The 23,995-nt window shown below is 29.4% G+C and carries 21 protein-coding genes; 3 read left to right on the forward strand and 18 right to left on the reverse strand.

The window, feature by feature from the left end:
• Positions 1-51: 51 nt before the first annotated feature.
• From pepF to RSA29_RS08535, 5 genes are all read right to left on the reverse strand, one after another.
• Complete coding sequence (gene pepF, locus RSA29_RS08515) at positions 52-1,851, reverse strand: oligoendopeptidase F (RefSeq protein ID WP_346943241.1); 1,800 nt, start codon at positions 1,849-1,851, stop codon at positions 52-54.
• 198 nt (positions 1,852-2,049) lie between these two features.
• Positions 2,050-2,469 (reverse strand): hypothetical protein, encoded by a 420-nt coding sequence (locus tag RSA29_RS08520; protein WP_346943240.1) that lies wholly within the window; start codon positions 2,467-2,469, stop codon positions 2,050-2,052.
• Between the two features lie 270 nt (positions 2,470-2,739).
• The gene (locus tag RSA29_RS08525; RefSeq protein WP_346943239.1) at positions 2,740-3,489 is read right to left on the reverse strand and encodes a M15 family metallopeptidase; all 750 of its coding nucleotides are present in this window, start codon (positions 3,487-3,489) and stop codon (positions 2,740-2,742) included.
• Positions 3,490-3,608: 119 nt separating this feature from the next.
• Entirely contained in the window at positions 3,609-4,208 is a 600-nt protein-coding gene (locus RSA29_RS08530; RefSeq protein WP_346943238.1) for a TlpA disulfide reductase family protein, read from the reverse strand.
• Positions 4,209-4,218: 10 nt separating this feature from the next.
• Complete coding sequence (locus RSA29_RS08535; protein WP_346943237.1) at positions 4,219-4,896, reverse strand: cytochrome c biogenesis protein CcdA; 678 nt, start codon at positions 4,894-4,896, stop codon at positions 4,219-4,221.
• A 168-nt stretch (positions 4,897-5,064) separates the two neighbouring features.
• On the opposite strand from RSA29_RS08535, the gene RSA29_RS08540 reads away from it, so the two are divergent.
• The gene (locus tag RSA29_RS08540) at positions 5,065-6,798 is read left to right on the forward strand and encodes a WG repeat-containing protein (RefSeq protein ID WP_346943236.1); all 1,734 of its coding nucleotides are present in this window, start codon (positions 5,065-5,067) and stop codon (positions 6,796-6,798) included.
• A 101-nt stretch (positions 6,799-6,899) separates the two neighbouring features.
• Here the strand turns inward: RSA29_RS08540 and RSA29_RS08545 are convergent, their stop codons facing one another.
• The 9 genes from RSA29_RS08545 to RSA29_RS08585 form a co-directional block, all read right to left on the reverse strand.
• Positions 6,900-7,661, reverse strand: a complete 762-nt coding sequence (locus RSA29_RS08545; RefSeq protein ID WP_346943235.1) for a MerR family transcriptional regulator — start codon at positions 7,659-7,661, stop codon at positions 6,900-6,902.
• 108 nt (positions 7,662-7,769) lie between these two features.
• Positions 7,770-8,576: a RelA/SpoT domain-containing protein gene (locus RSA29_RS08550; RefSeq protein WP_346943234.1), complete on the reverse strand. Its 807-nt coding sequence runs from the start codon at positions 8,574-8,576 to the stop codon at positions 7,770-7,772.
• Between the two features lie 267 nt (positions 8,577-8,843).
• A complete protein-coding gene (locus RSA29_RS08555; RefSeq protein ID WP_346933452.1) occupies positions 8,844-9,242 on the reverse strand; it encodes a PqqD family peptide modification chaperone in 399 nt (132 codons plus the stop codon).
• A 262-nt stretch (positions 9,243-9,504) separates the two neighbouring features.
• Positions 9,505-11,433, reverse strand: coding sequence for an oligopeptide transporter, OPT family (locus tag RSA29_RS08560; RefSeq protein WP_346943233.1), 1,929 nt, complete (start codon positions 11,431-11,433; stop codon positions 9,505-9,507).
• A 216-nt stretch (positions 11,434-11,649) separates the two neighbouring features.
• Positions 11,650-13,092, reverse strand: a complete 1,443-nt coding sequence (locus RSA29_RS08565; RefSeq protein ID WP_346943232.1) for an aminoacyl-histidine dipeptidase — start codon at positions 13,090-13,092, stop codon at positions 11,650-11,652.
• A gap of 323 nt (positions 13,093-13,415) precedes the next feature.
• Positions 13,416-14,621: an NAD(P)/FAD-dependent oxidoreductase gene (locus RSA29_RS08570; RefSeq protein ID WP_346943231.1), complete on the reverse strand. Its 1,206-nt coding sequence runs from the start codon at positions 14,619-14,621 to the stop codon at positions 13,416-13,418.
• Between the two features lie 59 nt (positions 14,622-14,680).
• Positions 14,681-15,031, reverse strand: coding sequence for a zinc ribbon domain-containing protein YjdM (locus RSA29_RS08575; RefSeq protein WP_346933456.1), 351 nt, complete (start codon positions 15,029-15,031; stop codon positions 14,681-14,683).
• Between the two features lie 364 nt (positions 15,032-15,395).
• Positions 15,396-16,412 carry a sensor histidine kinase gene (locus RSA29_RS08580; RefSeq protein ID WP_346943230.1) on the reverse strand — a complete coding sequence of 339 codons (1,017 nt, stop codon included), beginning with the start codon at positions 16,410-16,412 and terminating at the stop codon, positions 15,396-15,398.
• Entirely contained in the window at positions 16,409-17,077 is a 669-nt protein-coding gene (locus RSA29_RS08585) for a response regulator transcription factor (protein ID WP_346943229.1), read from the reverse strand. Before RSA29_RS08585 ends, RSA29_RS08580 begins: the two co-directional genes overlap by 4 nt.
• A gap of 440 nt (positions 17,078-17,517) precedes the next feature.
• On the opposite strand from RSA29_RS08585, the gene RSA29_RS08590 reads away from it, so the two are divergent.
• Entirely contained in the window at positions 17,518-18,771 is a 1,254-nt protein-coding gene (locus RSA29_RS08590; RefSeq protein WP_346943228.1) for a hypothetical protein, read from the forward strand.
• 21 nt (positions 18,772-18,792) lie between these two features.
• Here RSA29_RS08590 and RSA29_RS08595 read toward each other — a convergent pair whose 3' ends face one another.
• The 3 genes from RSA29_RS08595 to RSA29_RS08605 form a co-directional block, all read right to left on the reverse strand.
• Positions 18,793-19,743, reverse strand: a complete 951-nt coding sequence (locus RSA29_RS08595) for a DMT family transporter (protein WP_346943227.1) — start codon at positions 19,741-19,743, stop codon at positions 18,793-18,795.
• A 95-nt stretch (positions 19,744-19,838) separates the two neighbouring features.
• Entirely contained in the window at positions 19,839-21,188 is a 1,350-nt protein-coding gene (locus tag RSA29_RS08600; RefSeq protein ID WP_346943226.1) for a TrkH family potassium uptake protein, read from the reverse strand.
• 276 nt (positions 21,189-21,464) lie between these two features.
• Positions 21,465-21,956, reverse strand: a complete 492-nt coding sequence (locus RSA29_RS08605) for a CarD family transcriptional regulator (RefSeq protein ID WP_346933462.1) — start codon at positions 21,954-21,956, stop codon at positions 21,465-21,467.
• Positions 21,957-22,234: 278 nt separating this feature from the next.
• Here RSA29_RS08605 and RSA29_RS08610 point away from each other — a divergent pair, with 278 nt between their 5' ends.
• A complete protein-coding gene (locus tag RSA29_RS08610) occupies positions 22,235-22,582 on the forward strand; it encodes a hypothetical protein (protein WP_346943225.1) in 348 nt (115 codons plus the stop codon).
• Between the two features lie 374 nt (positions 22,583-22,956).
• Here the strand turns inward: RSA29_RS08610 and RSA29_RS08615 are convergent, their stop codons facing one another.
• Complete coding sequence (locus tag RSA29_RS08615) at positions 22,957-23,988, reverse strand: hypothetical protein (RefSeq protein WP_346943224.1); 1,032 nt, start codon at positions 23,986-23,988, stop codon at positions 22,957-22,959.
• Positions 23,989-23,995 lie beyond the last annotated feature (7 nt).

Here is a 23,995-nt window from a genome sequence, read left to right on the forward strand (position 1 = left end):
TTAAATAATATTAAACCTAAAATTCCAGAGTCCTAAACTATAGCTTCGTTTTTATAACTCTGCTTCAAGCATAGCTAAAAGTTCATCAAATCTATTGATTGTATCTTCTAATGGTTTTGGTGTAGTCATATCAACACCTGCATTTTTAAGAATTTCTATCGGATAATCACTTGATCCAGCTTTTAAGAATCCTTTATATTTTTCTACTGCCTCTTCACCTTCATTTAGAATTTTTTCATAGAATGAATTAGCTGCTGCAAATCCTGTTACATATTGGTATACATAAAAATCTCTATAGAAGTGAGGTATTCTTGCCCACTCAATATCTATTTCACTATCAACTACCATGGTCTCTCCAAAATATTTCACATTTAAATCATGATAAATTCCACATAAATCATCACTAGATAGTGCTTCCCCTTGCTCCATTTTTTCATGAACGGCTAATTCAAATTCAGCAAACATTGTTTGTCTAAATACAGTGGTTCTAATTCCTTCAAGCTGTTGATTAATTAAGAATAACCTCTTCATTTTATCTGTTTCATTTTTAATCATATAATCTATAAGTAAACACTCATTTGTAGTTGAAGCCACCTCTGCACAGAATAATTCATAATCTGCATAGGTATATGGCTGATTTTTTCTTGAATAATAAGAATGAATACTATGACCCATTTCATGAATTAAAGTTGAAACATCATTAACTTGGTTTTTATAGTTTAATAGAACATATGGCATTGATGTGTAACTTCCACTAGAGTAAGCTCCACCTTTTTTACCTTTGTTCTCATATACATCAATCCATCTTTCATTAACACCTTCATTGAAGATATCTAAATACTCTTTTCCCATTGGAACTAAAGATTTTTTACATAGTTCTAATCCTTCTTCAAAGGAAATATCAAACTTTGGAGCTTCAATGATTGGCACATATAAATCATACATATGAATTTCATCTACACCAAGTAATCTCTTCTTTAAATCTACATATTTATGAAGTGATTTAATTCTATTGTTAACAGTGTCAACCACATTGTGATATACCTCTACTGGTATTTGATTTGGCTTTAAGGATGCTTCCACACAAGATTTATACTTTCTAATTTTAGTTTCAAAAATAAAATTCTTTACTGAAGCCGTATATGAAGTTGAAATTGTATTTTCAAATTTCTTATATGTTGCAAAAAGTGTCTTAAATGCTTCTTCTCTAACCTGTCTATTCTTACTTGTTATAAATAGTGAGTAATTTGAAGCTGTAAGTTCTACTTCATTCCCATCTTCATCCTTAATCATTGGGAATGTCATATCAGCATTTGTAAGCATAGTAAATATGCTACCTGGGGCTCCTAAACAATCACTAACTGTAGCTAAAATATTTTCCTCAGCTTCACTTAGAATATGCGGCTTACCATCAAATACTTTCTTAATATATCTTTCATAATGCTTTAATCCCTCAGTATTATTAACTAAATTTTGAATCTCTTCATTATTCATAGATAATAATTCTGGAAGGAAGAATGATGTAATTCCACTAAACTCTGCTCCAAATGTAGATATCTTATCCATCATAACTTGATACTTCGAGTTTGCTGTATCTTCATCACTTCTTAGGTGAGCATATACAATTAAATCTTCATATAAGCTTGTTAGATTCTCAGCTTTCGTTAAATAACCTAAAAGCATTTCCCCTATTGAAATCTGACCTTTAAACTCTAATAGACTGCTAACATTATCCTTTAGCCCTTTAAAATCCTGCTCCCATTTTTCATCAGACTCATATAATTTTTTCACATTCCATTTATACTTTTCTTCTACTTGATCTCTGGTCTTTAATTTTTCTAACTTTGCCATGATTGCACCTCCACATTAATATACTCATTGTTAACTTTTACCTATTTACTATTATACCCTATTTGAATTATTTATTGTAAACCTTTTACTCAATTTTACAAAAGCTTCAAATTTAAAACTACTTTAACATTCAATAAAATTTATATTTAAATTTTGTTGGATATTATCTGCGCTTTTCCAACAAATACTTAGCTTGCTTTACTTGTTGTAGAAGCTATTACTATGTTCAATAACAACTTCTCGAATTCTTTCTTTTATATATGTATTATTATAAATATCATCTGAATTAAACCTACAGCTATTCATCAATCCTATAAATGTAACTTTTTTATTTACCTTAATCATCCTTGCTAAAGCCCTATTTATTTTCTGATTTATCACATACATTTCTTTTTCGAACTTAATATTATCTAGAATATAACCTCTTAACTCAGGATATTTTAAGACCGTTATATTGCTTATATCTCCAACTTTAACAACATTGGCAAATACTAGTCTTGCACCCTTAGCCATTATCTTTTTAATAGCATTATCAATTTGAAATTTATATTCCTTAATTTTTCCTTCTCTATCTATATCACTATAAAAATCATAATCCTTCGTTATATAGTTTTCCATACTTATGCTCCTTATTATGCCTGTTCTTTCTACTAAATATCGTCACTTTTCTAGTTAAGGCTCTTGCTGTATGTAAGAATCACTTGATACTGCGGAACTGCTTCCTTAGATCTTAAAATATTCTTCACATCTTTGACCTGTTATTTATTTTTAGATGCCTAATCTTATATAATCCTTAAAAATTATTATATCATACTTAAAAAGTTGTTTACATAAATATCTAAAAAAGCTGTACCACTTAATGTACAGCTTTTATTCCATCTATTAATTTTAATTATATATATCCACATATTCTTCTAGTGTAATTCCATTTCCCATTATTTCTTTAGCTACAGTTTTGCCTACATATCTTAAATGCCATGGTTCATAATTATATCCTGTTATACTCTCTTTCCCCTTAGGATATCTTATAATAAATCCATAACTACTACAATTTTTTTCAATCCATTTATATGCATCTGTCTTATCAAAGCCATCATCTAAGGTTTGATAATCCTCTGAAAGTATATCCATTACTAAACCTGTCTGATGTCCACTGGCACCCGGTTTTGCTGTATACTTATCAGCATATTCCTTACCTGATTGCCTAACTGCATTGTTATAAAGGTTCTTTTGATAATTATAATCTCTATATCCTGAAACTCCAAGCAAATATATGCTATCTTTCTTTGCAGCATTAAATAGCTCTTCTAAAGCCCTTGCAGCAGTTTCCTCCAACTTATTAACATTTGGATCTCCATTCCCTATGAACTTTGTTTTAGGTGAAGTAAGATTTTTGGGTATATAATTTTCATCTAATACATTTTCTCTATTTACAATAAGCACTGTTTCTCTATCTAATTCTTTAATTGAATCATCATCGTCTATAGCACTTCCTCTACTTTTACGTCTATCACTTAAATCACTTTGCTGGCTAACTACCACACTTTTGGAATTTAATGCCTTAACACTCTTCCATCCGCAAGTAACAATTAGAACCACGATTATTGCAAGTACTATATTTCTTCTTATTATCTTCATATTATCTCCTCTGAACAAAAGTTAGCCATCGCAATGTACACTAGCCTTATTCACTTTGTTATCTATCTTAATTTCTTATAACCCAAAATGTTACCCATTAAATTACAGTTGCCATCTAATTAATTATTAGAAAGTAACTTCTCTATCATTCCATTAAGGTAATCCTTTGTAACAACCCCAACTTTATCCTCTACGATATTCCCATCCTTATCTATAAAAATAGTTCTTGGTATCGCTGAAAGTTTATATTTATAGGCCACATCTGAATCAATGTCCAGTAACATTGTCATATCATAATTATTATTTTTCATAAATTCCATAGCAAGGTCTTTAGTTTCTCTTTGACCATCTGTCATATTTACCATTAATATCTTCACATCATCTTTACTATATTCCTTTGAAGCCGCCTGAAAATATGGCATCTCTGCCTTACAAGGTGGACACCAACTGGCCCAAAAATTTAATATAATAGGTGTTCCTATATAGTCTGATAGTTTCACCTTATTATTATTTTCATCATATACGGTAAAGTCTATAGCCTTATCTTTTGTTTCTACTATTGATACTCCTCCATTATTTAAGATATTATCACTAGCTAACTTTTCTTCTGCTTTTAATTTTTCAGAATAAGCATTAGAAAGCTTATTATATCCAATATATACTATTCCTAAAAACAATGCAAACCCTACTATCAATAATATTAATTTTTTATTTTTCATAATTCCCCTCCTAGAAAGTTAGCAGAGCTAATATTTTATTTAAGTACCCTGTCATCATTGCAATCCCTATAACAACAAGAATTATCCCTGAAATCATATTTATAACCTTATAATTCTTCTTTATAAAGTTGATAGTTTCCTTTAGTTTACCTATTAATATGGCTGACATTATAAATGGTATTCCAAGACCTAAGCTATAAACTAACAGCATTAAAGCTCCCTTACCAATATCTTGGCTATTAGCTGCAATCATTAATGCAGATCCAAGAAAAGTGCCTACACATGGTGTCCATCCTATTGCAAATACTGCTCCAAATATAATTGAAGATAAAAATTTCAAAGAATTCACTTTTATATCCAGCTTAAAAGCTCTTTCTAATAATGGTATTTTAAATAAACCTATATAGTTAAGTCCAAATACAATTATTATAGTTCCTCCTATAATATTCAAAACTCTGTAATATTCATTTATGAAACTTCCAAAAGTTCCTGCTAAAGTTCCTAACAATGTAAATACTATTGTAAATCCTAGAACAAATCCTAAAGAATTCTTTAATGTCCTATTATTTTTTTCGCCAAATTCCTGACTATCTCCAGCAAAATATGAAATGTATATTGGTAACATTGGTAAAATACATGGTGATATAAATGTTATAATTCCTTCTAAAAATAATAAAATATATTCCATAAATTACTCCTTTCAACTTTGTAAATAGACTATATCAGTAAAAACTACATTTTTCAACTAGGTAATTTAAAGTAACTTGTATTTTCACTAGTATATAAAGTCAGTAGTTTTGCACCATATTAATCAATTTTAATACACTAATAGTAAACAATAATTTGGAGTGTAATTATGAATGACCTTAAAAAATGCAGTCTAGACTTATTCCCCGCCATGGTGAATACTAAAGATGGTCAACGCTATGGATATATTAACTCTAATGGTACATTTATTATTAAACCTAAATATTTTATAGCTAACAATTTTAATGAACATGGCATTGCTATTGTATGTGAAAATAATTTGTGTGGCGGTATTAATTCTAAGGGCGAATATATTATCCCTCAAATATATGACTCTCTTCAACCCTTTATAAATGAACGCTCTGTGTTTACTAAGGGCACTACTGTTGGTATAATCGATGAAAATGGACAAGTAATTAGTACTAATTCTTATACATTCATATCTAACTATAGTAATTCTATGGCTCTAGTCGGAATTCCAAATGATTCTAATGGATATTTATTTGGTTACATTAACAAATCTGGATTTGAAGTTATTCCACCAATTTTTATTGAGGGAAATGACTTTAAAGATAACCACGCTTTAGTTAAAAATAAAGATGGACTATATCAAGTTATTAATATGTCTGGGAATGTTACTACTACCTTTCCTTATAAATATGTTGGAAATTATGGTGAAAAAATCTTTACTTTTTCAAAGGAATTTGGCAGTCTTATTGGATATGTATCTATTGATGGTCATGTAGTTATCAAGCCAAAATTCACTTCTGCTCAGGCTATGGAAGATGGTTATATGGTAGTTAGCACTGCCTCTGATTTTCATGGTAATTATGGCGTCATTGATATAACAAATCATATTATATATCCTTTTATCTACAATGATATTAAATATCTAGGCTGCAATAGATTTGCACTGGGATTATCTATAGGAACTCCTGATAATTTCGTAAGTAGCATTTATTCAATTGGAAAATCTAATGGTACTACGCTCACTGACTTTCTTTATCTAAATGTTGAAAGATATACAGAGAATATCGCATCTGCCTTTGATAACCAAAATACATTTTTCATTGATCTTAAAGGTAATATAATAATGGATTTACCTATAGTTAAAGGTAGTGGAACTTTAACCATTAATTGTAATTTAATTTATTCTTATATAGATTATAATCCATATTATATTACTAAATTTAGCGATATAGTATATAAACCTAATCCCCAACTACACCTTAACAATGAATATATCCTAACTATTTTAAAGTATAAGCCTAATGTAAACTATCTAGTGTATTATCCTCAACTAGAAGGGTTAGAATATTGTGCAGTTCAATATAATATAAATTCGCAGCTTAAAGATTTATCTAATCTCAAAAAAATATGTGAAAATCAAGTTTTAGATTATACACTCTATGGGAATTTTAAAATTTTATATTTTAATAAGGATTTATTAGTCCTTCAGCTAAATTCCTACAATTATCCTAATGGTGCTGCCCATGGCTTAACACTTAGAAATACCCCAAATATTAATTTAGTCACTGGTGAATTTTATACCCTACACGATTTATTCAATGGTGGAATATATTGGACAAAATATATAAATGAAATTATAGAAGAAATGATAAAGACAGATCCTCAGTATAGTGAAGTATATAAAGGTTCTGACGGCTTTAAAGGAATTTCAGAGGATCAAACTTTTTATGTTGATGGTGATAACTTGTATATCTATTTTGCTCCCTATGATATAGCTCCCTACTCAACTGGATTTGTTACTTTTAAGATACCTTTTAAAGACATAGACAAACTAATAAATAAAAATGGTGGATTTTATAAATCCTTTAACTAATAGTATTCAATTATCAATCATTAGACAGCCTTCTACTAAATATAGTACAAGACTGTCTCAATATTAATTATATTTCAAGACAGTCTTATTTATTCTTCTTTTTATTTTGTGTCAGTATAGACTAAAATTGCATCCCTTAGAAAAACTGCCATCCCTGGTTGTTTCACATCATAGTAAGCTTTAAATCTTTCATCATCAACATACATCTGACCAATTCCTGCATGAGCTTCTTTGCTATAACTACTCCAATAATAACATAGCCACTGACGATGTAAATCTACGACCTGCTGAGCTAGTTCCCCTGCTGGATCTCCAACTTTAAATGCTTCCTCTAATCTCGCCATAATCTCCTTTGCAAGATTAGTAACATCATCATACTGTTTTTCTGTCATTCCTTTAATCTTTGCATTTGATTTGTTAATTTGTTCATCTCCGTATTTACTACGAATTTCCTTACCATATTTATTTTCATTGTCTTCTACCATCTTTTGTTTAAAACCTTCAAATTTTTCCTTATTGCTCATTTTAATTCCTCCCTTTTGAGATTTTATTGTTTTATCAACATTAGCTATCAATAAGTCCAGCTGCTGTTTTTTTTCGAGGAGTCTATTACGATGTTCTACTAATGCATTTAATTCATCAAAGGTAGGGTCAGTCATTATTTCTTTTATCTCCATTAATCCAACTCCAAGTTCCCTATAAAATAGTATTTGTTGTAATTTATTAACCTCTGATTTACTGTAAATACGATAGCCTGATGAATTAATTCTTGCCGGCTTAAGAATTCCTATTTCATCATAATATCTAAGGGTTCTAGTACTAACTCCTGCTAACTGTCCTAACTTTTGCACTGTGTATTCCACGCTCTCAACTCCCTTACAAGATTAAATATACAGCCTTACGTAACGTAAATGTCAACAACTTTATATATTTATATTAATTTGTAAAAATAATCTTAATAATAATTATAACTATTTAACTAATTCTTTCATACTCAATCTATCTATCTCAGCCTTCTGCTCCTCTATAACCTTCTTATAATCCTGTTCCTTTTTCCCCCAATCTTTGCTAAGTCCAGTAATTAATGAAGCCATTTCATCTGCACTTCCTATAATTCTATTAAATAACAGTAGATTAGATTTAACTATCTCTGGAATTTCATTATGCGAGTATCTAAGTCTATGGTCTATTTCTCCATAACCTTCTTCAAAAATTGTCCTCACCTGTATCTCTGCAATTACCCTTTGATTTGTTGGATAAAATTCTACTAAATAGTGAACAGATCTATATCCAGATATTCTTGGTCTTACCTCTATGTTAAGATCATCAAAAATTTTAGTATTATCTCCAGCCCTTATATTTGCAGTCATCTCAATAACATTCCAAGTATTTATAATAAACTCGTGTATATCCTGCCATTGCTCCTTCAATATATGTATAACCCTTATTCCAATTAAATCATTTATCTCATCCTTATAATTCTCTACTTGAAATTGAAAATTTTCATCATATTTATTTTTTCTATCCCCAGTTTTTCTTATAATCTTTTCTATTAATCTATCTGGTTCCTTAATCCTTGATTTTACTGAATGTACTTTTCCATGTGAACGTAATATATTTGCAATAAAATTTGCTTGATTTTCATATGAATCCTTACACATAACATAGTCGTTATATATAGCCTCTAGATTCGCATTCTTAATATTATTTTTTTCAACATCTTCCCTAACATATGGATATTTTAATAGAAATTCATCTAACTTAAACCAATTTTTCATATGTGCACACCTCTCGTAATTTAATTAGGTATCTAAAAATAAATAATAAGTCAAAGTTGCGAATGATACCTTGAGTTAGACAATGAAAGTTCTGCTGACGACGTACTACTCAAAATAGTTAAAGGGACTAACTTATTTATTTTTTGAAGATACCTCACACTATTATATATACCTTAAGATAATTTACCTTTAATCTTTATTATAACAAAAAGTCCAAATCTATATAATTATAAATTTGGACTAACCCAATATTTCAAAATTTTTCAATTAAATTTCTACTTCTTTCTCATATTCTTTAAATCTTATCCAGCCTCTTTTAGCTATATATTTTAAATACGTAACTAATCTATATAATTCACCATTTATATCACTTTTATATTTATCTGCCATGATTTTAGAAATATCATAGACAGTTCTTTTCCCATCAATACATTTCCAAACCTCAGAGCATCTTTCATCTAACTCTAAATTAGTTTGCGGAGTTCTTTTAACTAACCATGCAAGAAACTTTTTTATTGGATCAGTTATCTTTATGACTAATATAACTTTACCTGACTTCTCTGACCATTCTACATCCTTGATTTCTGGTACGTAAAGTGCAAAGTTATGCTTTGTATCCTGTTGATCATTTTCTAATTTTTCTTGCTGATTTTTTTTTCTCATCATATGAAATTCCTCCTCATAACTTATGCATAATTAATAATATAACACTAATAACATTTTTGTATATATTTTAATTGACTCTATACACTTGATTATTTAAAAATTCATTAAATATTTTACCTTCATTTATAAACACTAAATTGTACATTGCTAACTAAAATTTTATATAAATACTCTAATAATGTAGTAAATCGCTTGTCCACAGATAATCTATATCTGTAGACAAAGCGAATCACATAATATTAGTTAAAATCTTTACTCTTTATTAAGCTGCTTTATCTTTCTTACAAGAGAATGTGTAAATCCATAATCCTAGTGCTATGAACATTATTAAAGCAAATAGATTACTTTGAGTTACTCCTGGTAAAAAGTTTTTACCAAAGGCAATGTTTATATTAAATGTAGCAAATACTGCTACAACTATGCCCATTAAAGCATCTCCTGCAACTAAACCTGATGCAAGAAGAGTTCCTTTTTCAACAACTTCATCTTTTCTATCTTTTGATTTTGCAAATTGTCTTTCTACAACTTCTCTAATACAACCACCTACAAAAATAGTAGCATTTAGAGTTATTGGTAGATATATACCTAACGCAACTGGTAATATTGAAAGTCCTGCTAATTCACAGAATACTGCTATTGCTGCTCCTGATCCAACTAATGTCCATGGAAGCTTAGCTGTCATTATTCCATCAACTATCATACTCATCAATGTTGCTTGTGGTGCTGGTACTGCATCTGATCCTATACCATAAGCTGTATTTAACATGTTAATTACAAATGCTGAGAATACAGCCGCTATTGCAAGTGCTAAGAACATTCCAACTTGAACTTTTTTAGGTGTTCCACCTATAACAAATGTAGTTTTTAAACTCTGTGCAACTCCTCCAGCAACTGCTATAGCTACACATACAACTCCACCGATTAATATTGCTTTATTCATGTAAACTTGACTTGTTCCTCCTGTAACTTTAATTACAGTAGTTACAAGTAATAAAGTTGCTATAGTCATTCCTGAAACTGGGTTGTTAGATGCTCCAGCTATACCAACCATTCTTGCTGAAACAACTGCAAAGAAGAAACTGAATATAACTGCCATTAATCCACCTAGGAAGCCACCACCTATAACTGGTAATAACCAAACTAATGCGAAACCAAATGCTGCTGCTAAAATAACCCAAGTTAATGGTGCTTCTACATCTATTCTGCTAACTTTCTCTGTACCTTTAGCTCCAATACCGCTCATAGCTTGTTTAAAACTTGTTACGATTGTAGGAATAGATTTTGCAAGAGATATAAATCCTCCCATTGCAACTGCTCCAGCTCCTATATATCTAATATACTTAGACCATATAGCCATAGCATCCATTTCTGAAATAAGTACTGTAGCTGGGAATACTGGATCAACTAACCCAGCTCCTAAGAATTTAATTAATGGTATTAGTGCAAACCATGCTATTAAAGAACCCCCAAGCATAAGTGCTGATGCCTTAGTTCCAACTATAAATCCAACTCCAAGTAATGATGCTAAAGTATCAACTCCAATCATCGTACCTTGGTAGCTTTTAAATACGTAAGTTGCTTGTTCTCCCCAAAGTGCAAATCCACCTGAGAATAATTTGTATCCAGCTCCTACTCCAAGTCCAGTTGCAACTGTTTTGAACCCTTGTCCACCTTCGCTTCCTGATACAAGAACTTCAGCTGCTGCCATTGATTCTGGATAAATTAACTCTCCATGTTCTTCAACAATTAAATATCTTCTAAGTGGTGTAATAAAGAATACTCCCATGAAACCACCTATTACAGTTACTATTACAACTGTAAAAGTACTTAACTCAAGACCCCATAAAATTAATGCTGGTAATATAAATATAATACCGCCGGCTATAGATTCTCCCATAGCTGCTAATGATGCTACCATGTTAGCTTCTAAAATGTTATTTCTTTTAAACATTCCCTTTAATACACCTGTTGCTATAATTGCACCTGGTATACCTGCGGATATTGTCATACCTACCTTTAATCCAAGGTATGTATTTGCCGCAGCAAAAACACATGCTAGTATAATTCCTAGGATGATTGAATATCCTGTGGCTTCTGGCATTGCTAATGAGGTTGGTACAAATGGAACATAGTCCTCCCCTTTACATCCGCCATAGGCATTTTGAGATAATTTTCTTTTTTCTTGACTCATAATATTGCCTCCTTCTATATTTTTTAAAAGGCACAATGCAAAAATTTTTAATTAACTATATTGTAAATACAATATTTTAAAATTAATCTATACACTTCTCAGCTTCAACATAAACTAACTTCAACAAAGTATGCAATTATACTAACTATCTACTTTGCAATATGCCTAGTTTAAACAATAAAATTCTATAATCAACAGCTTTATTACTTTAAATAATTATTTTATATTTTTTAATAAAGCCTTTGTGAAGTCCCACATTCTTTCAACAGATGATATACTTATGTGCTCATCTGGAGTGTGTACATCATATAGATTTGGTCCAAAACTTATCATATCAACATCTGGCATCTTTTCTTTTAAAAGTCCACATTCAAGTCCTGCATGTATAGCATCAATCTTAGCTTCACATCCATTTATCTCTTTATATGTTTCTAAACATAAATCTCTTATCTGTGAATCAGCTTCATATTGCCACTCTGGATAATTAGAGTCATTAACTACTTCTGCACCAACTAACCTAGCTAAAGTATCAACTCTATCCATGATTTCACTTTTTAAAGTTTTTATTGAACTTCTTATTGCTGAAATAAATGTAATTTTATCTTCGCTAAATACTATTACTCCTAAATTAAGGCTACTCTCTACTAATCCTTTAATGTCTTCACTCATAGTTTGAATACCATTTGGAGCTAATACTAGATAAGATATTATTTTTTTAGTTACCTCTGTAGTTAACTGCTTGTCAACTTGAGTCTTTTCAACTATTATATTAGCATCTGGGTCTTGCACTCTTAATTCATTTCTGAATATAGTTAACATTTTTGATGAAATTTCTTTAACTTTTTCAACATCTTTAGATTCTACTGTTATTACTACTTCTGCTTCACGTGGAATTGCATTATTTTTAGCTCCACCACTTATGTGACAAATATTAAAGTCTACTTCTTTATTCATAGCATTTAATAATCTTCCCATAAGTTTGTTTGCATTTCCTCTTTGCTTTATTATCTCCATGCCTGAGTGACCGCCCTTAAGACCTTTAAGTTCTATCTTTAAAGCTTCATTTTTAGCATCTTCCCATTGATTCATTATGTTAACAGAGTTAGTAACTCCACCAGCGCAACTCACTAAAAATATCCCTTCTTCTTCTGAATCAATATTTAACAATATTTTTCCATCTAAATTCTTAGGATCTACTGCTATTGCACCATACATACCTGTTTCTTCACCAGTTGTAACAAATAATTCTATAGCAGGATGTTCTAAATCATTTGAATCTATCACCGCTAATCCATATGCTACTGCAATTCCATTATCTGCTCCTAACGTAGTTCCATTCGCATATACGTAATCACCATCAACCCTAAGTTCTAATGAATCTTTCTCAAAGTCATGTTTTGTATCTTTATTTTTTTCACAAACCATATCCATATGACCTTGAATTATTACCGTTGGTGCATTTTCATATCCAATAGTTGCTGGTTTTTTTATTATTACATTTAACTCATCATCTTGAATTACTTTTAGTTGTCTTTCCTTAGCAAATCTAACTAAGTAATCACTAATTCCTTTTTCATTTCCAGAACCATGTGGTATTTTAGTCAATTCCTCAAAATAAAGAAAAACTTTCTCTGGATTTAATCCTTTTAATACAGACACAAAAACCCCTCCATTTCGTATACTATTCACAGCTTTAATCATATTAATACCAATGCATAAATTATAATAGCTATGAATTTTTCCCACTACTCTAGTGTAATCTTAGATTTGGATAAATTCAACATAAATATCTATAAAATTCTAATTTTTCATGTAAATTATTCATATATAACACTATTTTTATGATATTTTTTACAAAAAAAATCATATATGTTTATTTTTCCATTATTATAAACATCAACATACTATATTTTATAGAGTTAAATACTATATTAATCTCTTATCTTTGCATAACCCCATTATATTAAAATATACACTTAAAATTAAAAATCACTTCCAGCTAAATATCCTGTAGAGAATGCTATTTGAAGATTATATCCTCCCGTTTCTGCATCTACATCAATTACCTCTCCACCAAAATAAAGATTTTTTATCACCTTAGATTCCATAGTTGAAGCATTTATTTCTTTAACATCAACTCCACCACGGGTCACCATAGCTGCCTTTATTGTTAAAGTTTCTCTAGCCGTCAGTTTCATTTCTTTTATATAATCTATCAGTTTATTTTCATCAACTTTCTTTAAGTCGTGGATTTTAGTTTCTGTTAAGTTTAATAGACTTATTATTTCTTTAGTAAAATTTTGTGGTAAAATTGTTTTAAGATTATTTAATATACTTTTATTTGGATTACTTTTAATTACATTTGATATTTCATCTCTAGATTTATCTGATAAAAAATCTATGCTAAGCTCAACCTCACCACTAGATAATGCTTCATTAATGTACGAAGATAATTTTAAAACACCAGGTCCCGATATTCCAAAGTGAGTAAATATCATATCCCCTTGAATTTCTATCTTCTTCTTTTTTATTTTAGTACTAAGAATTACTTCCTTCATAGATACACCCTGAAGATTTTTCACAAATTCTTCTTTTATAACTAATGGTATCAGTGCTGGATATAAGGGCTTTATTTTGTGACCATATTTGCTTAATATATTATACATACTGCCATCTGATCCTGTAGCCGGATGACTTTTCCCACCTGTTGTAACTATAACCTTATCGCCATATATTTTCTCTCCACTACTAGATATAATTCCTTTTATTTCATCATCCTCAATAATTAAATCCTCAACCTTAGTTTTATATTTTATTTTCACATTATTTTTCATTAGGTCATCCTTTAAAACGGTAATAACATCATCTGCTTTGTCAGTCTTTGTATAAACCTTTTCATCATATTCAACCTTATATTCTAAATTATTCTTAGAAAAATAATCCAGTAAATCTGTGTTTGAAAATGTATAAAAAGCACTATACAAAAACTTTTTATTATTTACTACTTTATCAAACAACTCTTCCGTGGGCCTATTATTTGTAATATTACATCTACCACCACCAGTAAGTTTTAATTTTTTACCAATTTCATCATTTCTCTCTATTAATATTACTTCATTGTTTTTTGCTGAACTAAGTGCTGCCATTATCCCAGCAGGTCCCCCTCCAACTACTATAACTTTTGACATAATTACTCTCCTTTTATATAAAAAAGCTAGGCTTAATGCCTAACTCAATTTATGTTTATTTATATTTTTTTAACAAACTCTGATTTTAAACTCATAGCTCCAAAACCATCAATTTTGCAATCAATATCATGTCCATTAGATGAATCAGGAACTAAGCGTATGTTTTTTACCTTCGTACCTATTTTAATTGATGATGAAGCTCCCTTTACTTTTAAATCTTTAATTATTGTTACTGAATCTCCATCTTGTAGTATATTGCCGTTTGCATCTTTAATTACATTTATATCTTCACCATTTTCACCTTCTGATTGTACACCCCACTCGTGAGCACATTCAGGGCAAATAAAAAGATTCCCATCTTCATAAGTATATTCCGAGTTACATTTTGGACAATTTGGTAAACTAGCCATAATTTCATTTCCTCCGTTCGTTATTATCATTCTTATATAAGTGTTTGACCTTAGGTACCTTCAAAAATAAATAAATCTGTATGCTCGACTATTTTGTGTTATACTTCGCCAACAGAACCTTTAGATAGCCCTACCATATGGCGACCCTATTTCCTTGTCTAACCCAAAATATTCTTCATATCTTTGACTTCTTATTTATTTTCAGATACCTTATAAGAATTGTCTTTTGTTATATTTTACAACATTTCTAAGAATAATCATTCATAGATAACAAATTGCAAAATATATGGTTGCATGATTATATATTATCATACTACTACTATTAGGTAAACACTTCCCACGTTCTATAGTCAATGTACTTTTACTATTTATTTAACCCAGTCAATTTATTTAATGGGAATATTATATTAACTTTAGTGCCTTCATCTACTCTTGACTCAATATCCATACCTAATCCCAATTTTTCACACAAGTTTTTACTTAGATATAAACCCATTCCTGTTGCTTTACCAAATTTCCTACCATTCTCCCCCGTAAACCCTTTCTCAAATATCCTGTTAATATCCCTCTCTATTATTCCAACGCCATTATCTATAATAGTAAGTATTACTGAGTTTTCTTTTTCTACAGTATAGATACTTATAACTGCATTTTTATTTTTACAATACTTAATTGAATTTCCCACTACTTGATTTAATATATATTCTACCCATTTTACATCACTATATATAACATTATTGATATTTCCTATATCTAATTTGATTTTTTTACTAATAAAATCTCTAGAATTCCTTCTTATAACACTATTTATTACAGCGCTAAGTTCAATTTGCTTTATAATATAATCTTTGCTGATATCACTGCTTCTAGCATAAAACAAGACTTGTTCAATAAAATCTTCAACCCTGTTAATTTGTAAATTTATCCTCTCTGTAACTTCATTTTTATTATTTTCAATTATTAACTTAGTCGAGGCTATAGGCGTTTTTATCTCATGAACCCACATTTCAATATACTCTCTATATTCAATTTGCATATCCCTATACAATTTTACATTTTCATGCATATCCTTGCTTAATTCTTTAATTATTTCATAAATAACCTTTCCCTCCATAAATGAAGGCTCCTTAATTACCTCTGGCAACAAATATTTTTTTTCTAGATTATCTAATATACTTTGAATTTCATTATAAAATACCTTCTTGCTTATGTATTCCATAATCATATACGTAATTAGAGGCATAAACCAAATACAAAACACCAAGATTACTATTAATGAATTTACTTTTACAGAAAACATCATCATTGAAACAACTATAAATAAAAATATATTTATAAATAAAAACATAATTTTATCCTTTAAAAATTCTACTAAATTCATGACATTATATACCCAAGGCCTCTTTTAGTTTCTATTGCATTCTCCAAGCCTAGCTCTCCTAGTTTTTTTCTTAATCTTGTAATATTTACAGAAAGGTTGTTATCATCTACAAAATAGTCTGTGCTCCACAAATAATCCATAAGAGAATCTCTTGATACTATACTTCCCTTATTTTTCATTAAATAATTTAGTATTTTCATTTCATTTTTTGTTAACTCTAAACTATCCCCATTATATTCCATCGAAGCATTAGAAAGATTTAAACTTAGTCCATTATAATTAATCACATCTTGAGATAATTGATTTCCGTAACTTCTTTTAAGTATTGATTGAATACGAGCTAATAATATCTGAGTATTATATGGTTTTGTAATAAAATCGTCTGCTCCAAGGTTCATACTCATTAATTCATCCATCTGTGTATCTCTACTAGTAACTATAATTATTGGTACCTGTGATTTCTTTCTTATTTCCTTGCATATATAAAACCCATCATATATAGGAAGATTTATATCTAATAAAACAATATGTGGCTCTTCATTTAACACATAATCTATAATATTTTCAAACTCACTTGGTGCCTTTACCTCATATCCATATGTCTTCAAAAACCGCATCAGCTCTTCTCTTATTATGTCATCATCCTCAATAATAACTAACTTCATAAGTTTATCACTCCTTTATTCTTACTATTATATTACCATGACTAGTTTCTTGATTAAAAATATTCTTTGCAAATTCACAATATAATATCTCTATTACCTCAAATTTAAATCTTTGTAAACCAAGAAATTATCTTTCTTGTCTCCCCATTGTTCTTATCAAGCTCTAATTTTCATATTATAAATTATACTAATTTATTTGGTGATTACCATGATAAAAGGAAAATAATATAATTTTTATTCTAACCCTGATTACTATGAATATCTAATAGACTATAAATAAATCTCTAGAAACTTCTAATTCTAGAAAATATCCATACTCTATCGTTCCTACTAATGATACAGATGGTCACGCCACCCAAATGGTCGGCTTTTAATATTTAGAATGACTTTTAATATATAATACAATATAATTATAACTAATAGGATTGGAGGTTGATATTTTGACAGTTCTAAATATAGAAAACTTAAATTCCATGTATAGAAACATTTGGTGGAATTGTAGTACTGAATTCTCGCCTAATATGCCAATAACATCTATAGCTAAAAAGAAAATTAACGAAAAAGATTTCGATAATCTAATTGATAAAATACTAGAGGACTTGAAATCATTTCCAAAAGATATGTCAGATAGGTTATTTTGGAAAGATAAAATATCAACATCTTTAGAAAATCTAATAACTACTCAAAATATATTTGATCTTAATACATTAGATGAAGGTTTAAAGAATAAGTTTTTCAAAAGCACTAAAGATTTTTTAAGTGAAAGTAAACTATTTGATATAGATATTAGCTATGAAGACATTGGCCAAGCCTTAAGAAATGTTTGGATTATAAATATGTTTCAATTAGCTATAAATGAAGATATTAAATTTACCCCTGGAATCTTTGGATATAGCATGTTATATCCTTATACTGATAATTATTTAGATGATGTATCTATTTCAATTGATGATAAAAAAACTTTCAACAACCGATTTACCAAACGATTATATGGAGATAAGGTTTCTTTCATTAATAATCATGAAGAAAAAGTATATAAATTGGTAGAGTATATAGAGACCCAATATGATAGGTTAAAATACCCTAAAGTTTATGATGCCCTCCTACAAATTCATGAAGCTCAAAAAAAAAGCCTTTCTCAGCAAGAGATTGTTAGTATACCTTATGAAAAGGATATTCTAAGTATCTCTATTGAGAAAGGTGGTTCATCTGTTTTAGCTGATGGATATCTAATTAGAGGCACCTTGACAAAAGATGAAGAATTATTTGCTTATGGCTACGGGTTTTTACTTCAACTTTGCGATGACCTCCAAGATATAAAATCAGATTTAGAAAACAATCATATGACAATTATGTCTCAATTATCTGTATTGTGTCCCCTGGATTTAATAGTTAACAAACTAATTAACTTAACTATTTATGTTATAGATAATGCTAAATGCTTTACCTGCTCAAATGAAAAAGAATTAAGAACGTTAATAAAAAATAACTGCATAAATATGATATTATTTGCTGTTGTAAATAATAAAGACTATTTTTCAAAAGATTATATAAAAGAAGTTGTAGAACTACTCCCATTTACATTAAAATATATAGATAAAATGAAAAAAAACCTCAAAAAAAAGTTCAAAAGATTAAAGTCAGATTGCCCTGAACTTTCATTAGAAGAAATCACCTTCTATTTACCTGATTAATATTATAATCAGGTTTTTTCTTTATTCCATATTAATTTCTTTAGAATCTGATTTTTCGACTCTATATACCCAGAATATTCCTAAGCAGACTAATACTAGCGCTATAAATATCTTTATGTCAAATATATTTTCTCCTAGGAAAATTGCCGATAATACTGCTCCAAATATTGGTGTCAGAAAACTAAACATAGCTATAGTTCCCACCTTATTATATTTAAATAATTCAGACCAAACTACAAATGCTACTGAAGATAACAATGACATGTAAATTAGAAGAGATGTAGACTTTAATGTAAACCCTCTTAGCTGCCCTCCAAAACCTAATCCTAATACAGTTAAAATCATTCCTCCTATTAGCAGTTGATAACCTGTGACTGTAGCCGCATCCTTATTTTGAGTTATCTTTTTACCATATATTGATGATGCTGAAAGCATAAATGCTGAAAGCATTACAAGTCCCTCACCTTGAATTGTAAAAGAACTCTCTAGCAATGATCCTCCATTCAAATTAGCAATAACTACTCCTAAAAACCCCAAAATACAACCTAATATTTTATTAAAATTCAACCTGTCATTTTTGTAGATAAAATGAGCTATTATAATGCTAAAAAATGTTCCCGTGCCGTTAATTATTGCTCCGCTAACTCCAGTTGTATATGATAACCCTACATAAAAAAATATATATTGAAGTGTAGTTTGTGTCATTCCTAGCAACGCTACTTGTCCTACCTCACCTTTAGAAAAATTGAATATATTTTTCTTTAAATATATCTGAAATATCAATACTAAAATTCCTGCTAACATAAATCTATATCCAGCAAAAACCAATTTAGATGGTATATCATTGGTCCCTATTCCAAACAATAAATAACCACCTTTTATCGCTGGATAAGCACTTCCCCATAATGCACAACACAAGGTCGCTAGCAATACAATATTTATTCTATTTGTATAAAATTTAGTTTTATTCATATATTCCATGCCCCTTTCAAGCCTACCTTTTAAAACATTACATTAGGCTTTGTCCTATATTGTAAAAACTATACTTTTGTTTTACTATAAATTTTTTAACCTATTAATATCTTACCTTCTGGATATTTATATGGTGAAGATTTTTTATTGTTTAATAGTGCCATTACCACTGTAAGAGGACCAACGCGTCCTAAATACATTAATGTGATTATTATCATCTTCCCTGGGTTACTTAATCCAGGTGTTACTCCCATAGATAATCCAACGGTTCCAAATGCAGATGTAGCTTCGTATAATAGGCTCAAAAATTCTCCGCCTGCCTCTGTTATTGTTAATAGCATAGTTACCCCCATTACTAATCCCATACCTAACATCAATAATGTAAATGCTTTATATACTAACTCTTTGGCAATCTTTCTTTGAAAAATTTCTACATCCTCCCTTCCTCTAATAACACTTATCGCAGTACATATAACTATTCCAAATGTTGATGTTTTCAATCCCCCTGCTGTTGATCCTGGAGAACCCCCAATAAACATAAGTAGTATAGTTAAGAATTTCCCAGCTGTAGTCATACCATCTGTAGATATACTATTAATTCCTGCTGTTCTTGGACTTATTGATGCCACTATGGAGTTTACTAACTTGTCTTTAAAATTCATATTTGCTAAAGTTTCCGTATTATTATATTCTAATATTAACATTGATAATGTTCCACCCACAATTAGTATTGTAGTAATTAATAATACTACTTTTGTATGTAATGATAATTTCTTTTCCTTTTTAAACCCATACAATTCTAGTAATACTACAAATCCTAATCCACCAATAACTATTAAAGAACTTGCCGTTAATAAAATAATAGAATTATCATAATACCCCGTGTAACTATTAAAGTTACCAAATAGATCAAACCCAGCATTACAAAATGTAGATATTGAACTAAACACACTATAATATATTCCTTTTGCAGCACCAAATTCTGGTACAAGTTGTGTTGATAAAATTGCAGCCCCAGTAAGTTGTATCACAAAAGCAAATAACATTACCTTTTTAACCATTTTTACAAGGCCTTGTATAGTAAATGTATTCATAGCCTCTTGAACAAGTAATCTATTCTTCAATGTAATCTTTCTTCCAACTATTACTGCTATAAATGTAGCAAAGGACATAAACCCTAGCCCACCAATCTCAATAAGCGTCATTATTATAACTTGCCCGAATACACTCCAATGAGTACCTGTATCTAGTGTAACTAATCCTGTAACACAAGTTGCTGATGTTGATGTAAAAAGTGCATCTAAAAAATTAGTTGCCTCACCACTAGCCGAAGATATTGGAAGCGTTAGCAAACATCCTCCTAGAAATATTAAAATTGCAAATCCTAGAGCTAAAATTTGTACCTCACTTAACTTAATCCCCTTTTTATCACCTATCGAATTCATAAAACCACTCCAAAATCATATTTAATAAGCCTATAAATAAGTCATGAAATTCATTATTTTAGGCTTATATCCAAATTATACTCCATATATTTAACATATTCATCTTATATTTCAATTTATTATGATTTATTATTTCAAAGGTTATATTTCAATCCCAACTAGAATAAGGTGCTGAGCAAATAAAGTAAATTTATTTGTTCAGCACCTTATTCCAAAACATTTCACAAAACATTATGTAATTCTATTTTATTAAATAATATTTTATTAAACTATATACTAACTATTCATATAACTTTCCAATAAATCAACTGCTTCACTATTGGATATCTCCTTAGATTGACTTATCTCTGCCACTAAAACTTTTTTTGTATTATCTAATATTTGCTTTTCGTTTGTATTTAGTTTATTGTAATCTCGAAGTTTAGTAAGATTGCACACAACTTCAATATAATCCATTAATGTGCCTGCCTTTAACTTCTCTGCATTAATTGCAGCTCTTTCTTTAAAATTACACTTATTTAAATCATCTATATCAGAACTAAATTCATTAATATGCTTTAATTTATAATCCAAATCTTTCTCATCACTCACTAATCTAATATTACATTTGTCTACCCTACTAAATGGCAGCATCAATTGCATAGTATCATTTAATAAATGTATTTTGTAGTAGCTTTGAATCTTTCCATTAAACTGTCGTTCTTCTATGAAGTCTACTATTCCAACACCTTGATTGGGATAAACTACCTTATCTCCTACATTAAACAAAAAAATTACCTCCTTTTATGCCCCTTCCTATAGTATAACACATAAGTATATTTTTTTGTAATTTTTTATTTTATCATGAAAGATACTCTCAGTCAATAATTTTATTTCATTATTTTGAATAAATCTATTTACAATCGGTAAACTTATTTATATAGTTTTTTATTCATATATACTAATTTTTATTTATTAATATACAGCAAATTATTAATTGCAATTCAATTTCAATTAATGTATAATCAGTATTAAATAATATCCTTTATCTATAGGAGGTAATGAATATGTCAGTATATCAAATAACTTACTACGAAGCAGAAGTTCAAGATGACCACGAGTGTGGCTGCGGCCAAGATCATGAGCATGACGAGAACTGCAATCATGACCACGAACATGAGCACCATCACCACCATAGCAACCTACCTAGAAAAATTAAATCTTTAGGTAAATGGGCTAACATTATGCCAACAACATTTCTTTTACATACAGAAATGAATGCTGGTGATATAAAATTAGCGTTAGATGAAGTAAGAGAATCTAATGAAACTTTCTTTGTCTCTGAGATAACATCTAACAATGCAGGTTCTATGCACCCAAGTGCTTTAGCTTGGATTGAGACTCGTCTTAAATAAAAGTCTATCTTTTAAATCACTTTTACTATATGAGCTAATTAAACTATAGTAAAACAAAAACATATAAAATCAATGGATGTGATTTAAAATTTACTAAATCACATCCATTTTCTATTAGAACAGTTTAATATTTTACTATAGCTTTACTTAACACTTATAGCTTTCTATTTACTCTTTCTAAAATACTCCCACCTAAATATTTTTCCCTATTCCTCCAAGCGGCGTTACAATTGCATCTGCAATTAAATGTACATTTTATATCAGTATTAATTCTATCATTACTGTGCCCTAATAGGTTGCACCATAAAGAACTAACTACATCTACGTAACGATTATTACCTACAGTAAATTTAACCTTTTAACAAAATTTATATTTAATCATTTGTGTCATCCTCATTCGCATTTTCTTTATCTTTATTATCATTCGTGTTATCATCGCTATCACTAATATTAGTGTCATTAATATCATTAATATCATTAATATCATTAATATCATTAATATCATTAGTATCATTAATATCATTATCGTCACCACTATTAATATCATCAGTATTGTCATCCGAATCATTGCTGTCATCATTCTTATCTATTTCATAGTATTCTTCATCAATTTCATCTTCAATTCTGTCCTCTAGTTCATCTTGTAACTCTTCAATAATTTCTTCACTCCAATAAATTGTATTCCCCTTATTTTTAATTAACTGGATAATTTGTTCTGTTGTTAAAGTTTCTATTTCATCTTCTAGCAAATCCTCATCTAAATTAACTTGAGCTTCATACCTACCTAAACTAATCCCTTTTTTCTCTGCTTTCTCCAAATCTTCCTTACTTCCCTTTAGATATGCAATATTCATATCATTAAACACAGTTTTTATTGAATTTTGAATTTCCTCCTCAAGAACAGTATCTTCTTTATCTAAAAATGCAAACCCTACAAGAAGAGAATTATTTGTATCTAAATATTTATTATCACCAAGGATTTTCTTTAAGTTAACTATACCTTCTTCTATTGTTAATCCAATTAAGGTATTTAAATCCAAATTGTTTCCATCATCATTTATGCCTTTAACCTTAATTATCTTTCCGTCACTGTTCACTCTAATTTCCAAACTAGGATTAATATCTAAAGTAACCATTGCACATGCATTATTGCTTCCTTCTATAAAGTTAAGAATAGGTAACAAAACAATTGCTAAAATAGCAGCTACCATACCAATTTTCACCCATGGCTTATTTTTCCTTACAATATCTGAACCCTTAGCTTTACTACAAACATCCTCCTCGCTAAAGAAAATAGAATCCCCTATATTTAATCCATCCTTATACTGTATCTTAACCATAGTACTATCATTCTTCATAACAATAAAGTACTCATTAGTAATTTCCATAACTATACCTTTAAACATTCCATCA

This window comes from Clostridium sp., assembly GCF_036660475.1.
GTDB lineage: Bacteria > Bacillota > Clostridia > Clostridiales > Clostridiaceae > Clostridium_J.